This is a genomic window from Paenibacillus allorhizoplanae, from assembly GCF_927798215.1.
Taxonomy (GTDB): Bacteria; Bacillota; Bacilli; order Paenibacillales; family NBRC-103111; genus Paenibacillus_E; species Paenibacillus_E allorhizoplanae.
In genome coordinates this window covers 126,505-142,695 of the sequence record NZ_CAKMMW010000020.1, presented here as the reverse complement: position 1 = coordinate 142,695, position 16,191 = coordinate 126,505, and the positions used below count along the sequence as shown (strand labels likewise).

11 protein-coding genes are annotated in these 16,191 nt (G+C 46.9%); 1 reads left to right on the top strand and 10 read right to left on the bottom strand.

Features of this window, described 5'->3' with window-relative positions; translation table 11 throughout:
- Positions 1-98 precede the first annotated feature (98 nt).
- From L6I86_RS26200 to L6I86_RS26155, 10 genes are all read right to left on the bottom strand, one after another.
- Positions 99-1,859, bottom strand: coding sequence for a beta-xylosidase family glycoside hydrolase (locus L6I86_RS26200; RefSeq protein WP_236291347.1), 1,761 nt, complete (start codon positions 1,857-1,859; stop codon positions 99-101).
- Between the two features lie 2 nt (positions 1,860-1,861).
- The gene (locus L6I86_RS26195) at positions 1,862-5,878 is read right to left on the bottom strand and encodes a beta-xylosidase family glycoside hydrolase (protein WP_236291346.1); all 4,017 of its coding nucleotides are present in this window, start codon (positions 5,876-5,878) and stop codon (positions 1,862-1,864) included.
- Positions 5,879-5,931: 53 nt separating this feature from the next.
- Positions 5,932-6,813, bottom strand: coding sequence for a carbohydrate ABC transporter permease (locus L6I86_RS26190; RefSeq protein WP_236291345.1), 882 nt, complete (start codon positions 6,811-6,813; stop codon positions 5,932-5,934).
- Positions 6,814-6,826: 13 nt separating this feature from the next.
- Positions 6,827-7,747, bottom strand: coding sequence for an ABC transporter permease (locus L6I86_RS26185; RefSeq protein WP_236291344.1), 921 nt, complete (start codon positions 7,745-7,747; stop codon positions 6,827-6,829).
- 80 nt (positions 7,748-7,827) lie between these two features.
- Complete coding sequence (locus L6I86_RS26180) at positions 7,828-9,522, bottom strand: type 2 periplasmic-binding domain-containing protein (RefSeq protein ID WP_236291343.1); 1,695 nt, start codon at positions 9,520-9,522, stop codon at positions 7,828-7,830.
- Positions 9,523-9,672: 150 nt separating this feature from the next.
- On the bottom strand, positions 9,673-12,015 hold the full coding sequence (locus tag L6I86_RS26175) for a helix-turn-helix domain-containing protein (protein ID WP_236291342.1): 2,343 nt from the start codon (positions 12,013-12,015) through the stop codon (positions 9,673-9,675).
- An 85-nt stretch (positions 12,016-12,100) separates the two neighbouring features.
- On the bottom strand, positions 12,101-13,228 hold the full coding sequence (locus tag L6I86_RS26170; protein ID WP_236291341.1) for a glycoside hydrolase family 88 protein: 1,128 nt from the start codon (positions 13,226-13,228) through the stop codon (positions 12,101-12,103).
- 511 nt (positions 13,229-13,739) lie between these two features.
- Positions 13,740-14,534: a hypothetical protein gene (locus L6I86_RS26165; protein ID WP_236291340.1), complete on the bottom strand. Its 795-nt coding sequence runs from the start codon at positions 14,532-14,534 to the stop codon at positions 13,740-13,742.
- A gap of 146 nt (positions 14,535-14,680) precedes the next feature.
- Positions 14,681-15,004 carry a carboxylesterase family protein gene (locus tag L6I86_RS26160; RefSeq protein WP_236291339.1) on the bottom strand — a complete coding sequence of 108 codons (324 nt, stop codon included), beginning with the start codon at positions 15,002-15,004 and terminating at the stop codon, positions 14,681-14,683.
- Positions 14,977-15,213 (bottom strand): hypothetical protein, encoded by a 237-nt coding sequence (locus L6I86_RS26155; protein WP_236291338.1) that lies wholly within the window; start codon positions 15,211-15,213, stop codon positions 14,977-14,979. Before L6I86_RS26155 ends, L6I86_RS26160 begins: the two co-directional genes overlap by 28 nt.
- A gap of 532 nt (positions 15,214-15,745) precedes the next feature.
- Here L6I86_RS26155 and L6I86_RS26150 point away from each other — a divergent pair.
- Positions 15,746-16,063, top strand: a complete 318-nt coding sequence (locus L6I86_RS26150) for an NIPSNAP family protein (RefSeq protein WP_236291337.1) — start codon at positions 15,746-15,748, stop codon at positions 16,061-16,063.
- Positions 16,064-16,191 lie beyond the last annotated feature (128 nt).

Genomic DNA, 16,191 nt, shown 5'->3' with positions numbered 1-16,191 from the left:
ATAATTGCTTTCATACACCCAATCAGCAATTTGAATAAAAAAATCGCCCCCGCCTAGCGAAATGGCTAGGAATGAGGACGATCTTATTGGTTTTACCGCTAAGGCAGAATCTCAAAATATTCGTAGTCGGCGTTGATTGCCGGCGTACCCGAACCGCTGTGCTGCGCGTGGAGGCCTACCCTCGGATTCGGGAGCGTAACGCCTGTTACAGGCGAACCAATTGGTGTCCAGACCAAGCTATCAATGCTAAAGTAGCCTGTATATGTCGTGCCCGATTTCACCAATTTTAAGTAAATGCTGCCTCCCGCTGTCGTCGGTACAGTAACTGTCTGTTGCGTGCCGATTCCACCGGTTTCCTTCACAATTCGTACCTTGTCACCGGTATTGAATGCACGTTCCACTTTGAAATAGTTATCGTCGTCCGAGTACACAATCAAACCAGCGCTCTGGTAATTTATGGTTGGCATAAATGCCAGCTTCGTCGTTAAGGTGTAGTCGTCGGAGGCTGGTGTTTGCAGCAGTATATCTTTCTCCGTGCCGCTGGTTGCCCAGAGATCTCCTGGATCACTGGTAATTCGCAAGTTTCCTGGCTTCGCGCTCAGGCTCGTATGACCGCTGACCGGATTCAAAATGGTCCACTGGCTTCCAAGAGTCGTACCGTTGAAGCGGTCGGACTTATTTAACGGGGATATCCGGAAGTCGTCAAAGTCGGCATTGATCGCCGCCGATCCGCCACTTCGCTGAGCATGCAGCCCCACCTGCACAGGGGCCACCAATTGTATAGTTTCTGGTACACCGATAATCGTCCATGATGTTCCGTCCACGCTGTAGTAACCAGTAAAACTATTTTCTACTTTGACCAGCTTCAAGTAAACCAGATTGCTGCTAATGGGATCCGATGTAATCTGTTTTCCTGTACTTGTCGTGCCGTTCTCCCTGATAAGACGGAAGACATTTCCGCCCTCGGCGACGTTATAAGCGCGCTCGACCTTGATGTAGTGATCGTCATCCGTATAAACGAGCAGACCAGCACTTTGATAGTCAGCAGTCGGTTTGAAGGAAAGTCGGGTTGTTAGCGCAAAGTCTTCGTTAGGAACCGACTGGACGAGCAGGTTTTTCTGGGTGTTGCCAGTTTTCCATATATCCGATGTGGTGACTGCGGATATCCGAAGCTTACCCGGAGCAGCGGTCAAGCTCCAGTTCGCCGGCTCCTCGCGTATCCAACTCCAATCGGGATTGAGAGTTGTCTGACCGAAATCATCAGTCCGGTTGCCTAAGTTGACGAGGCGGACATCATCGAAGGAAGCTTTGCCGTTCATGGAGCCTATGCCAAACAAGCCTCCCTTGAATTCAGAATCCGATGCTCTTAACATCGTCATGTTATCGAAACGGATTGTAATCGAGCCGTTCGTCCCATCTCGTTCAATCGTTATGGTATGGAAGGCATTGTCGCTCAGCCAGTCGGTGCCGTTTGAATCGGCCAATGTGGCAGCTAAACCTCCTTTTACCTTGTAGAGCTTGACGTTGGCAGCTCTATTGTCCAACTGGAGGAAATAGTAATTGTTCGCATCCTGATAATCGAACAGGACAACAGCGTTGGCATTAGGGGTTATGGTGACATCATCCCCTAACTTAGCTTTTAATGTCAGATTATACCGGTCTGCTGCAGAATCACCACGCAGTGCATATTCGCCCGGTCGCCCACCGCTCTGCACCGCATAGCCGGTCGTTGTAATCGAATAGGCATTGCCACTACCACTTCCGCTAACCGCCCAACGGCCCGTATTAAGCGGTGTCCAACCTGTGTTAGGTGTCGTACCTTCGAAGTCGCTAGACATAGGCTTAACACCAGGTGACATCGTCAGTTCGATGCTCCAATCCGCAATATCATATGCTGCATCACTTTTCGGTTTGTTACGAATGCAAGTACGTCACCCTTTGCAACCGGGATTGTCTCGGAGATAGCATCCCCGGTCGTGTCTGCCTTATCGACCGTCTGCCAGCCTGAGGTTGGCCATACATTGGCTGTGTTCTTTAACAACTTCACACGAAAGCCGTCACCCTGCATGTAGGTGTCATGACTCGCTACACGGGCCGCTACTTGTACGGTACCGTCTGTTGGTGCAACCCACTTCTGCACAGCATCAGATGATGTGCCCGGTATAACATAGTCCGAGGTAATGGTTGGATCGCTGCTGTCGCCAGACCAATGTGGTGGAAGCAGCTGAGTGACATTGAAATAATCAAAATCTGCGTTTGCAGTAACAGCAGTGTTCGTATTCATAGCTGCAAGTCCAATACGGGGTGCGTCCAAAGGAATATGGAAAGAGCCGCTAAGTTGTGTCCAATCGGTTCCGTTTCCACTGTAGAAAGCTGTCAAGATCGGACCGACCTTCTTCAGTCGCAGATAAACGTCCGATGAGCCGAATGTGTCTGCGGCGAAAATACCGGAATCGCGGAATATCGTCTGGGGGTCCTTTTGGTATTCGCGGATTAACCGGATGATTTTCCCGCCGTTCGTGCTATTGTAAGCCCGGTCCAGCTTGATATAGTTGTCGTCATCGACATACAGGATAAGTCCTGCAGACTGATAGTTGACCGTATTGTTGAAGGACACCTTCGTCTCCGCAATGTAATCCGGGTATGCAGCACGCTGCAGCAGAATATTGTTTTGGTTATTGCTTCCCGCCCATGTATCACCGGGCTCGGTAATAATGCGCAGCTTACCTGGTGCTGCTGTCAATGACCAGTTCGCCGTCGGCGGCTTCGCCCACTGCCACTGGCTGTCGAGCGAAGTAGAAGTGAATGTATCCGACCCTGCCGTGCCTGTTCCTGTACCAGCGGTGGCCCAAGTAAGCGGAGAACTCGCAAACGCGTCCTTTTCATAGAACCAGCCGCCTGCACCTTGTGTTCCTTCATAATCACGATTAGCCGCAGAAACGGATGTGGCTGCACGAGCAGCGAAAATATAGTCGCCATTACGCTCGAAGGCTGTCGTTTTCCCATTTACTGTTACACTTGATACGGCAGGCGCATAGATTGCGATTGCTGTGACCGGACTGCTGTCAAGTACTAGATTGCTGCCAGTTAAGTCGAGTGCCGTGCCGTTCCACTTCACGCCTAGATCATCCACCCGATCCTCGGACTGAATAAGTGGGACTCCGCCTTTTTTCAACATCTTGCCTTCTGCAATTGAAGCAGATACCAATGTGCCGGACGAAAGCTTCTCGATATAGACGAGCTTACCGTCATACGCATATTCGTCGAACGAACGCTCCTTCGTAGCTGAAGCTTCATGGGATAAGTAATAATAGGCCGTATTGCCTCCTACTCCCGCATTCAGATCGATCTTGAGTGCACTAGCGGTCTCAGCCGCAACTGAAGGCGTCGTTGTGAGCCGTGTGACCTGCACATTGCGGGCAACCCCAGTATCGGTCGGGTACAGCACCGTATCAAACGAAGCGTCGCCTGAGAGGGTTTTCCCATATTTGCCGAATTTCATATTTGGGACACTTGTACGGTCGTAATAGCCATCATTCAGCGAAGCAGTCGTAAGCGCCGTTGGGTCTGCGGGAACGATCTGGATGTTCGGCTCACTGGCGAAATGGGAATTGATCTTTTTCGTAACCGGATCAAGTGTCGGATTCGCCCCAGGCAGCATATGCCAGTTCACTTCGTAGCTGTTCGTGCCGCTGCCTACCACCCGGTCCGATACGATCCAGTAATCCGGCCTTAAGAACAGAACGCTTCGAGTATGTGCGAAGCCCGGTGTCGCATATGTCGTACCTTCAGTAAAATCAAAGGAACCGTTAGTTCGAAACCGGTCGATCGTATCCTTGTTTATACTGGAAATATCCTTATACTTGTTCTGTGACAGCCCGTTGATGCGCACTGTATTGTGTGATTCGGTGCTGTTGAACTGCCAATTCGAGACCGAATCGGAGCTCAGATAGGAGTTTACCCCCGTATCTGTCAACAACACTTTACCATAAGCATAGGCTATGACTGCGTTCTGATCCGGATGTCCGTGCGGGCCAGCACGGTTTGTGAAGTACATATAGGAATCATCGGCATCCCAGCCGGAACGAAGCGTAACCGACAGGTTATCCGGATAGTAGCTGCTTGTATGCTTAGGCAACGAGCCGATTCTTGCCGAGTCAAGCACGCTGCCCACATACTTCAGTTCTTCGTCGCCAAAATCGTTACCGATCTGCTTGAGTGTGGCGGCGAAGCTGGCGTAATGACCATCTCCATAGACAGGATCATACCCATTCGGCAGCGTTGAATCCATTTGGAAATGCGCCAGCTTCAAGATACCGTTGCGCATGGTCGGCGTTACCTCCGTACCATTTAGATCAGCCAAACGCTTCATATCATAGAACGATTGCAGTGACACCATCGTATAGTTGTAAGACCCTTCCGCGTACCCACCGTCAAGTGTGAGAAGTGACGTGATCAGACTATCCATCCGCTGGTCAGCCGTCGATTTCCACAGACTGGATTCAGCAAACTCCGGAAAATAAACCGTTGTTGCATACAGTCCCTTCGTCTCGTTGACAGCCCAGTTGAAGCCTGTATAGCCAGCCGGGTCAACCGCCTGCCAATGTGCCGTCTGCCATAGCTGCTTTAAGAGAGCCGTATTCGCATCTGCATCCAACGAAGGTGAGCTCCGAATAATCTCATACACACGCGGCCAGACAAACGTGCGGAAGGAGACGTCCAGACTGCGCGGGTAGTTGTAGGAATCGGAGAATCCCTCCCCCGTATGGCTCGTGCCGATAAAATCCAACATTAGCCGAAGCGTCTCGCTGGCATACAACTCATTTGGCGCCCCCACCGACACCGAGTTTGCGTAGGCAGCGGCCAATGGTCCGATGAACTGGAACCGACTTATGATCCAGTTATATTCGTTGAATGCCCCACTATCAGGCTGTGTCCAATTAGGTCCGGCCGCAATGCCGTTCCAGGAGAACGTATTGGCCGCTTGGTTGCTCCACTTCAGCGCTGTTTCGCCCCATGAGCTGTCGGTACGGATGACGAGAATATCCATCGAGCCGGTGCCCGCCGCCATTTTGCCGTAAACCTTTAGTGTCGCCGATGTAATGTTGCCCGTAACACCTGATAAATCAAAGGATAAGTATGCCCTTCTCGTGTTTACGTCAAAAGGAGTACTCGTCGAAATGCCACTGTCTTGAACGTACAACAAATTGCCGCCGCCATAATTCACATCGGCATAAGTCCCTGGCCGTGTATAGGTATCCTTCGTAACGGTCAGTATCTGCGTTGAACCATCGTCTAACTTCAGTTCTAGAACAGGCTTATTCAAAGCCTGTTCCCTGCTGTTGAATTGGGCTAGCTTCGTATCATCCTTATAACGACCCATGAGGTAATAATTGACTTCTTTGGCACCATTGTTCAGTACCGATTTGACACCCCCAGTCACATCTGTCGATAGGATTGCGTCTGCAGAACCCACTGTAAACCGGTTTTCCTGATATTCTCCATAAGCCGTTAAAATGTTATCTTTGACCAAATCTGCTAAGAACGTCCCGCTCGTCGTTAAAGGAAACGCACCATGACCCGTACGTGTCCGGTAGTATGATAACAAATTAGACTTCGCCAGTGTATAATTGCCTGCCTTTACGGCACTCTCTACACCGAGCAATGCGCTGTTATATGCATAGTTGATTTTACTTGCTGTCGTCCATGCTGAAGTACCGGCGTTCCAGACACCAAAAAACTGCTGGTCACTCATCGTGCTCGTATCAGTAAAAGCCTCTGCTTTTGGAATCCAGCTTTGCGGCACGTACGTTAACATTGTAAGAATTGCTATGATTAGACTGAGCAGCAGTCCCTTCTGCCACGTCCATCGTTCCATGAATCCACATCCCTTCATTTACTAATTAAATTACTTATCAAACCGCTTAACGATTATTCCTTGATCGCGCCCAACATCACGCCTTTAACGAAATAACGTTGTAAAAATGGATACAAAAGCAGAATTGGCACTGTCGCTACTACAATCGTTGCGTACTTGATTGTTTCCTGAACAAGGCCTTTGTCGAAATCGCTGACCGTTGTAGTCATTGATTCCGTACTATTCGCAATCAGAATTTCCTGCAGCACTAGCTGAAGTGGGTATAAGTGGCGGTCGCGTAAATAAATCATGGCATCCATGTAAGAATTCCAATGCTGTACGCCATAAAACAGAGTCATCACCGCAAGAATCGGCAACGATACAGGAATAAAGACGCGGAATAAAATCCCGAAGTCATTCGCGCCATCGATGCGCGCTGACTCCTCAAGCGCTGCGGGCACCTGTTGGAATGAGGTGCGCATAACGAGTAGATTCCACGTATTGATAGCTGTCGGAAGGATCATAACCCAGCGGGTATCGAACAGATGCAAGCTTTTGATAATGAGATAAGTCGGAATTAGTCCGCCGGAGAAAAACATCGTGAATACGATGGCAAACATGATTTTCCCCGCATACAGTACGTTGCGGCGCGATAAGGCATACGCTGCGAACGAAGTCAGCAACAAATTAAGCAATGTTCCAAGGATTACATAGAACAACGTGTTACCATACCCGATGGTCATCATCGGATCGCGAAGGACAAGCTTATATGCCTGCAGACTGAGGCCGGCGGGTGCAACGAGTAAACCACGATGCTGCATCAGCTCGGCAGGGGAGCTAAATGAAGCAAATACCGCATACAGAAACGGATATAGCGTCACCGCTATCAGTCCCAGCATGAATAGTACGTTAACTAGGTCGAATACCCGCTCGCCCAAAGGTCGGGTTCTAATCATATCGGATCTCCTCCTACCAGAGTTTGTGCTCGCTCAGACGTCGGCTCAGCGCGTTGGCTGTGAGCAGCAGAACGAAATTTACAAGATTATTTACGAGGCCGATTGCAGTAGAGAAACCGTAATCAAACTGCAGCAGTCCTCGCCGGTAGACGAAGGTCGAGATGACATCGGATGTCTCGTAGGTGGTCGCATTGTACAACAGCAGAATTTTCTCAAAGCTGCCTCCCGACAGCAGGTGACCGACTCGCAGGATAAGCAGTATCATAATGGTCGGCATGATCCCCGGAAGTGTTACATTCGTCAGCTGCCGAAGCCGACCTGCTCCATCGACCTTCGCCGCCTCGTACAGCGAAGGATCGATACCAGATATAGCAGCTAAATATATAATGGAACCCCATCCGACGCCTTGCCAAACACCAGACGATACATATATGGTACGAAACCATTGTGGGAGAAGCAGGTAAGAAATTGGCTTCACATCGAACCACGAAGTGATTTGATTAATCAAGCCGTCACTCGCCAAGAAGTCGACCATCATGCCTGCGATTACGACGATGGAGATGAAATGCGGCAGATAGCTGATCGATTGCACAATGCTCCGAAACAGCTTATTGCGCAGTTCGTTCAGCAAGAGCGCCAGCAAGATTGGTGCCGGGAAGCCGAAAATCAGATCGAACACGCTTAGCAGAATCGTATTGCGTACAATCCGCCAGAAGTAGTAGCTGTTGTAAAATGAAACGAAATGCTTGAAGCCTACCCAATCGCTGTTCCAAATGCCTTTCGTCGGCATGAAGTCTTTGAATGCAATTTGCAGGCCGTACATCGGTGCGTACATGAATATGATATAAAAGACAACGACGGGAAGCAGCATGAGATAGATGTATTTGTTTCTCACCCAATCCTTCGTCACATTTCGAAATGATAACGCTTTCATATCGATGTTCTCCTATTCGATTATTTAAGTGAAACGCCCCGGCTGACGACATTCGGCAGGTTCGGCCGAGGCGGACTTTTTTATCTTTTCAAGTAGCGGTCATATGCGGCTTGCTCAATTTTTAGCACATCCTGTAACCCCATCTTGTTCAATCTATCGACGAACTTGTCGAAACTTTCAATCGGCTCAGCGCCCATGATAAATTTATCGAACATTTCATCGTTGTACGTCCGGACATCGGTCATAACGGCTGCCAACTTTGACGATTCATCCGCTGTGAGTGACAGGGTCGGCAGCCATCCCCGGTTGTCTGCCTTCATCCATGTAGTCAGTGCATTCTTCTGCTGTGGCAAAGCAGCATTCTGCTCCATATAGCGCTTATCCTGGGAGATCGGAGCTCCGAAAGGGATCGCATATTTCGTCAGTGCTACACCGAATGCAAGCCCATCCTTATTCTTCATGACATCATCTGAATACTTCGGATAGCCGTTGTCCATCGTATAGCTCTTGCCATCGATACCGAAGTTGAATAGCATGGCGCCTTTTTCACCATATTTGTAATCCAGCCACTTGACTGTTTCGATAATATGCTTATTGTTCTTGGATATTGCCGCTCCAAGTCCGTTGAAGATAGGCTCCTGCTGCCCTAGCGCCGGCTTGTCACCCTTCTTCAATGTCGGGTATGGCGCTCCTACCAAGTCGAAAGTCGGATGTTTGCCGTTCATTGCTGCTAGGTACGTGCCGATGCCACCACCGACGGTTACCTCGGTCGCTCCGACCAGATCCCCGGTTACCTTCGCGTTCTTCTGCTTATCGTCTGTCGCCGCATAATCGGGATCGATTAAGCCTTCCTTAAACCAGCTGCGCATCGTTGTGAGAAATTCCTTGAATTGTGGCTGCAGAGCACCATACTGTACCTTGCCAGTCGCCGTATCTAAATAGAAGTCGTTGCGGATTCCCCATGCGTTCAGGATGTCGTTGCCCCAGTTCATTTTGCCCTTTTGGAATAACAAAGGAATTTCATCCGGTTTGCCATTGCCGTTCGGATCTTTTTCTTTGAATGCTTTCAGCACCGTATGCCATTCTTCAATTGTCGTTGGGACCTCCAGCTTCAACTTGTCAAGCCAATCCTTGCGCAGCGTGAGTCCATAGTATGTGAGCAAATAGGGATCATTGCGAATAAACGGGAACGAATAGATCTCTCCGCTGTCTGTTGAAATTTGCTTACGGATCTCCGGGTTCGCATCCAGCAGCTTCTTCAAATTAGGTGCGTATTTATCGATGTAATCATTTAACTTGATGATCGCGCCATTCTTCAGCGCGTTCTGTCCACCGCCAGGGTAGCTGTTCCAATTCCACTCAATGACGTCCGGATAGTCCCCAGAACTAAGCATTAGATTGAACTGGTTGGCTTCCTGCCCTGCTGTCGGGTGCTTAAAATCCGCATGAATTCCTGTAATTTTTTCCAGCTCTTTGTATGCTTCCATATCATTTAAGCTGTTCATGCCGCTGGGCCGATTCGTAGACAGTTGAACGAAGTAGCTAAGCGTAAGCGGCGAGGATACGATCTTGCCATCGGGAAGCGCTGCGGGAACAGTTGTAGATGCTGCTGCGCTAGGAGAAGCGCTTTCTCCTTCCTTCTTTTCCCCGCTACAGCCTGATGTGAGAACTGCTACTGAAATCACCAGCATGGAGGCCGTTACGATACTAAACCTGTTCCGCCCCTTCTTGCTATCACGCAATTCACTTTGAACGCTCATTTCGTTTTTTTTCATCGATTGAACTCCCCTTATCATTTGAATTGGGCCGCCTCTTATAACGTTCGACCTTTCTTCGATTGTATCGCCTCGTTCTATAGGTTTGGTATGATCTACTTCTAAGTTTAACGATCCAATTGCAAGATTTCGGGCTATCGGAATCGCATATCACTTATCCGTTTGTAAACTAGATCGGTATGCGCCTGGAGTAATCCCTTCATATTTCTTAAAAAAGCGGATAAAGCCGATATCATTAGCGTAGCCGACCTTCGCAGCTACCTGGGCGATCGTCATCGCTTGATGGGTGAGCAGCTTCTTTGCTTCGCGAATGCGCACCTCTGCCACATAGTCAGTCAGATTTTGCCCGCTAGATTTCTTGTAAACTGCCGAGATGTATTGCGGAGTCAGATTAAAATGATCTGCAATCGAGTTGACGCTAAGCATATTTTCGCCGTAATTGGCTTCAATATATTGTTTGATGCCGTTTTGCATCAGTTCGTTCGTATCGCTTCGCTTTTCCTTGAGATTACGGCAAATGGTTCGATAAGATTGTTTCAATTCCTCAAATGCGGCATATGTGGAATCGCTAACTGCGGCACGTTCGATTAAGGCGACCCGCTCTGCCATCGTCGATTTCAGATCCGGATAGCTCTGCACGATCCGAAGCAGTGTTGACGTAGCAGTAACGAGCAAATAGCGACCTAGCTCAGGGGAGATGCTGTTCGTTGTGAAATTGTCATCATACAAGGCGACAAGCAGCTTATCCACTTTGTCGTCCTCCCCTGCCTTCACCAGATTGACTAGCTGCTGCTCCACCTCAAGTGGATAATAGAAGTAGGATTCTTCCGTCGAAGCTTCCGTATAGCGGTCCCTTTCGTTCCTCCGCTCAAAGACGATCCGTTCGTCGAGCTGTTTAAGCGCATCTCGGAATGCTTCTCCGATTCCCTCCGGATCCTTAACTACCCCGCTGATGCCGACTGACAGCTTAATATGGAAGCGGCTCTGCAGCAATGCGGTCATCTTCTCTGCCATCTCTTGCATTTCCGCTTTGGCCATGCTCAATCGTTCTGTACGTAGGTTGATCAGAACCGCAACTCTTCCGCGATCAAGCTCGACGGGAAATCCGAGATGATGCTCGCCTGCAAGCTCACCGGCAATATTAGATAGGATAAAGCCGACAAACGGCCATTCCCGTTCCCCGCCATCTTGCGCGAAGCCACTGATATCACTCGCATCAATTAGAATTACAGCGAATGACGAAGATATGAACGAAATGCCAACAAAAGCCAGCGAATCCGGCTCCAATTCAGTTGGCTGCACGTATCCTCGTATAAGTCTCGTCAAGAAGTTGACGCGAAGAATTGGCGCTTGTTGGGCCAGCATGCCACGCAGCTGTGATTCCGTCAGACGTGCTGATTCAATCGTCGATCGAATCAGTTCGAATTCACCGAGGCCAGTCTCCTGTTCGGATCCACTCCACTTACGGATAATCCGAACAACGTCCCGGACGGGTATATAATTCCGGTAGGCAAGATATAACGAGGCTGCTCCACCTCCTAACGCGCAGAGCGAAAGCAGGAGTATCGCCCACCTCTTGACAGCGTATACCTGATCGAGGAACACGGCCTGTGGAACAACGTAAACATATTTCCAGCCATTCACAGCGGATGTTGTATAGGTCACGATCTGTGATTGTCCGTCCTTAATCTCCTCCAACTTGCCGTAATCGTTCGCCATATTTCTATATGATAAGGAGATCCCGCTTCTTGTGCCGGCTGTTGAGCTAATGACCCGGTTCTGTTGGTCAAGGATATAAATCTCGCCCCGATTAACGGATGCCAGTTTGTCGAATAAGCTTCGGAATTGCCCCTCATCAATCATGACGAACAAGGAACCCTTAATTGATGCGGAATCACCGAATGGCAGTGATTGCCGATAAACAATAAACGGCTTCGTGCTACCATTATCCATCCGAACAGAAGCCGCCGGTTCATAGGAACGCAAAGCCGGTTTTTTTAACTCCGTCACCCAATCGGCGCTTGTTTTACCTGCGAACCGGTATACGAGATCGAATACGATTTCTGGTGTGGACTTGACGTTAGGGCCGATAATGAGACGGTTGTTCATATCATAGATGTAAAAGTCGTGAATCAGCTTGCTTAGGTTTTTGAAACGCTGCAGATCGTTCGTAAACTCAATGATGGAATAGGCATCCTGATCAGTGTATGATCCTTCGTGATTAAACAGCCAGCCAAGACGCGGGTGAAATGCAATCTGCTGCTCCAACTGCTCGATTTCCTTCAAACGTCCGTCCGCTACTTCACGCAGTTGCTCCAGCATGGCGGCGTTGGTGTTGTCTACCGTATGCTCCACGACAGTTTTTGCTTTCCAATACAGGATTGAACCGATGACAATTGCGAGCAGTAGTACGGCGATGAAAGATCCGAATAGCGGCATCATCATGCTGCCTGAACGTTTGCGGAATGGAAGCTTGAAGCGGTTCGGTTTCATATCTCTTGATGACCCCCTGTGGTTACATGCTATCGTTTTCTTCTATGCCGATCGGCATCAAAGTTCTTTGTCAACGGGGCTTCCATTATATACTGGAAGACCACATCCGCCAGTTATGGCCTATCGCTTTGAAGAGTGCTTCCATGTAGAAAAAGTCACCCCATATGGTGTACATATGGAATTGCCCCTCTTCCGTTCTTCCGTAGCAGTTTGACAAAATGCCGTTTCGTTCCTGTTCCGCTTCGCTTGAATACGGCAAAAGTGCCTGCAGCATATTGTTCGCTCTACTCCGATAGTAATCGGCTCGAACAGTGTCGTCCAGCGAATCTGCCAAATCGAACATACCCGATATTGCGATTGCCGATGCTGAACAATCTTGCAGTTGGATTGCCTCGTCAGGCAGACGGAAGTCCCAGGGTGGAATGAGACTCTCAGGTGTATGTTTGATAAAGTAATCGGCCATCGCAGCAGCCGTATCACGAAATTCCATTTTCCCGACTAACTCGTATGAAAGCTGAAAGCCGTAAACTCCCCAGGCCTGTCCCCTCGACCATGTCGATTCGTCTCCATAGCCGTCCTCGCAAAAACCGCCGATAGGATTCCCACTTTCAGGATCGAAATCAAATGTATGATAAGTGGACAAGTCAGGGCGCAGCAGGTGCTTACGTGAATTTTCTGCATGGGAAAGTGCTGCCTCGCGGTACTTGGGGTCGCTTGTCAGCGCGGAAGCGGAATAAAGCAGTGTCAGATTCATCATGCAGTCAATGATGATTTTGCCTCGGCGAATATCGGATTGGATTGGCCCCCAAGCGCGAATAAATCCCCCTTTTACATGGTATCGCGACAGCAGCTTGTCGGCCGCCTCCACAGCCAATTCCTTATACTCAGAGCTCCCGGTCAACCGGTACATTTCCACTGCATACAATTGATACAGGAAACCAAGGTCATGGTCCGTATATCCTTTTTTCAGTCGTTCTTGGTACAAGGGCAAGTAGCCATGCAAATACGTTAGATACTTTGGGTTATTTGTGTATCGGTAGGCCATCGCAACCATTCCGGTCCAAAATGATCCCGTCCAGCTCCCGTCCTCCGAGAAATGTTCGGCATATCGTCCATCCCGATGAATATGGGGAAAACGATGGCCGTACTCTTCCAAATTTCGGTCAATTTGCTGTATGATACTTTCGATTTCCAACTCGTATATCCTCTTCACTTTTTTTCTCTCCTCCTAGTACGCATGCGAACAGTGTGCATCACTTCGCTTACTCCAATTGTATCAATCCTCCTCTCCCCGACGAACTATACGTTGTTAAGATTGATAGCCCATTGCCAATATCGGAGCGCGCAGTGAGTCATTCAGCTCCATTTCTCCAGAAACAACATAACCCGCTTCATCTCTATAAGGAGAATGAGGCGGGTTATATATGTAACAAATACGCTATTGTGAGATTCAGCATTAATTCCACATGGCGAATCTCGTGGCAGCCAAATCTTGTAGTTAGATAAACAAAAGTTCTTATTGTTTTTCTAAAAATTAGTTGGATTCAAAACTCTACTTCAAGACTTTAATGTCTCCGACAAATAATGTTGGGAGACATTAAAGTTTTTGAAGTGGTTATGGTGTTCAAAAATCCTAAATACAATTAAGTTATGAAGTACTTCTGACACAAATAAAGGAGACAGTTCATTGAACTAACGTTCTGCGATAGTTGAATTGTTGAATGCTACTTTATATATTCTAATATTGCTTCGAATGCCTGATACTCTTGGCAAAATTTAAGATAATCACCTTTTGAAAATATAGCGGAAACAGATAAACGGAAAATGATTGCTCGAATAATCATTTCTTTATTTAGTTCATTATCTGGAAGCAGATCTATCCCAGAAATATTGCTTCCTTGCCATGCTATACAATCACAAACTAAAATGGCTTCTGCATATTCTACTGGAGCAATTGTTGGAGAAAAATCAATTACTAAAGGACTCAAAACATGGTCAAAAAGAATATTTCCCGACAAATCACTGTGAACAATCTGCACTTTATATTGCTCTTTTAGGCTTACCCTACTTAGTAATTTATTAATAATTTCTTGTGTTTCTCTCGGTAATTCCTCTGGCAATTTATCTATTTGCCATGCTATACGATGACCCTTGGACCAAGGATTATCAGTATGAGGGAAGTTTCGAAAATTAATGAACGATAGGTCACGGTGAAATAACTTCGATACCAGAAGTTTTTCTTCTATTCGCCCTTTTACATCCTTACCTACCTCATACTGAGTGCAAGCCCAACCATTACTTACAAAGGTACCGTATTTACTTCTAATAGGCTTTGATACTCTATAACCACCTTGAGGGATTATATTGTAAATAATATTCAATAACCATTCAGAATGTTGTATGTCATCAACGGGTTTTAATACAGCATTACTGACTTTTACTGACGTTTTCTGTCCGCCACTCAATGGCACAATATCCCCACTAAGATTAAATGAATATAGTATTTCTTTGGAAAGCACCCTTTTCTTCACCCTTCTAGCAGATTACTTCTAAATATTCGTTTTATATTTCAATGTATCACTTCAAGAATCCTGCTCTTTAGTTCAAAAAAGCATCCTGACGGCTGCCGCTGTACTCTTTAACTCGTTAGTTTAACGTTTTTCCCTCATAAAGGTAGTTCCACTCTACTTTTTTGTTTAAGTAGCCAACTATATAGCTCTTGGTTGCTCAATGTTGTTCGCAATATATCATGTCCCAAATCAGGGTATATGGTAAGATTTACACTTCCTTGATGCTGTTCTACTGCGGTTACCATATCTGTCATCTGTTCTAATGGGACAATCTTATCTATGGCTCCATGAAAAGCCCAAATTGCAGTATTTTTAAGATGCTCTGCTTTAGAAATTTGTCCACCTGAACTCAATGGCACAATTGCAGCAAACGTTTTCGGATTATGGATAGCTAAATCCCAAACTCCATATCCTCCCATACTATATCCTTACCTTCGTTAACTATTTCAAGCAGTCCATAAATAGATAGTTGGGATACGTCCTCACCCTTCTTATCCATACCATGTAAAAAAATAATAAGTCCCCACTCATGAGTTGAGTCATCATATCCCTCAGGATGAGAAATGAGATAATCTATCTGTACTTTTTTGGTTATTTCGACATTCAGAGATCTAGGTTGTATTGTCATTCATATATTCCTCTCATTGGTCGTCATTTAGTTATGAAGGCTTCACAAACGTTCCCAGTTAGCGTAACAATATACTATTCATGCTCATGCTATATCTAAAGATTTCAAAAGTAAGTGACATGTTTCTTTCCACGTTCATTTAATTTTCCAAAGAGGCTCTAATTCGTATTTAAAAAATGTATAACATCATCAGTTCTCATATCACAAATAGAAGAATCCATTGAATTTTCATAAATTACGAAATGACCTGATTTAAACTTATTATTTTCAATATAGTTGCCAGTATGGTCATATTCCTTGTTATTGATTAAATCGTATGATTTTAAAATGTTATTCCTTAAATGTGAAAAGAAATAATGTTCAGGATCAAACACAAACCACCTACCATCACCCAATCTAACATGATATGCATTAGTCGGGTTATTATTTATAACATTTATTGCCCAGGGTCGAAAATTACTGGTAAAATTACTGAGAGTAGGCAACGATCAACGAAAAAACTCTACGATTTACAGAAAGCGAGGGAATGGGCATGCTTTACGAGTTGCGCATTTATACCATGCATGAGGGGAGAATGGAAGCGATTCTGCAACGTTTCAGCCAGCATACACTTAGTATTTTCGAGCGGTTAGAAATAAAGGTGTACGATTTCTGGATCGATCAGACGGGGCTTCCGAAGTTGTATTACGTGATGGAATATAAGGATATGGAGGAACGGCAACGGCTGTGGGGTGCGTTTCGACAAGACCCGGAATGGATCGAGGTGAAACGCAAATCCGAGGAAAGCGGGCCCATAGTGGAGAAGATTGAGGAAATATTTATGAATCGGGCCGAATTTTTTATACGATAGCGCGTCTGGCACTTGCCCCTCAACGGGATAATACAGGAACGGAGCTTACAGCCTAGCCTACGTGTATCGGTTACATCAAAAGCGTTGCTTGATGCGACTGTTCTTAGAACAGGATTTTCTGGAGGATT

Coding starts and splice junctions, on each gene's coding strand:
- L6I86_RS26200 (WP_236291347.1), bottom strand. CDS start 1,859: ATGTCACCTGGTGTTAAGCCTATGTCTAGCGACTTCGAAGGTACGACA.
- L6I86_RS26195 (WP_236291346.1), bottom strand. CDS start 5,878: ATGGAACGATGGACGTGGCAGAAGGGACTGCTGCTCAGTCTAATCATA.
- L6I86_RS26190 (WP_236291345.1), bottom strand. CDS start 6,813: ATGATTAGAACCCGACCTTTGGGCGAGCGGGTATTCGACCTAGTTAAC.
- L6I86_RS26185 (WP_236291344.1), bottom strand. CDS start 7,747: ATGAAAGCGTTATCATTTCGAAATGTGACGAAGGATTGGGTGAGAAAC.
- L6I86_RS26180 (WP_236291343.1), bottom strand. CDS start 9,522: ATGAAAAAAAACGAAATGAGCGTTCAAAGTGAATTGCGTGATAGCAAG.
- L6I86_RS26175 (WP_236291342.1), bottom strand. CDS start 12,015: ATGAAACCGAACCGCTTCAAGCTTCCATTCCGCAAACGTTCAGGCAGC.
- L6I86_RS26160 (WP_236291339.1), bottom strand. CDS start 15,004: ATGGGAGGATATGGAGTTTGGGATTTAGCTATCCATAATCCGAAAACG.
- L6I86_RS26155 (WP_236291338.1), bottom strand. CDS start 15,213: ATGACAATACAACCTAGATCTCTGAATGTCGAAATAACCAAAAAAGTA.
- L6I86_RS26150 (WP_236291337.1), top strand. CDS start 15,746: ATGCTTTACGAGTTGCGCATTTATACCATGCATGAGGGGAGAATGGAA.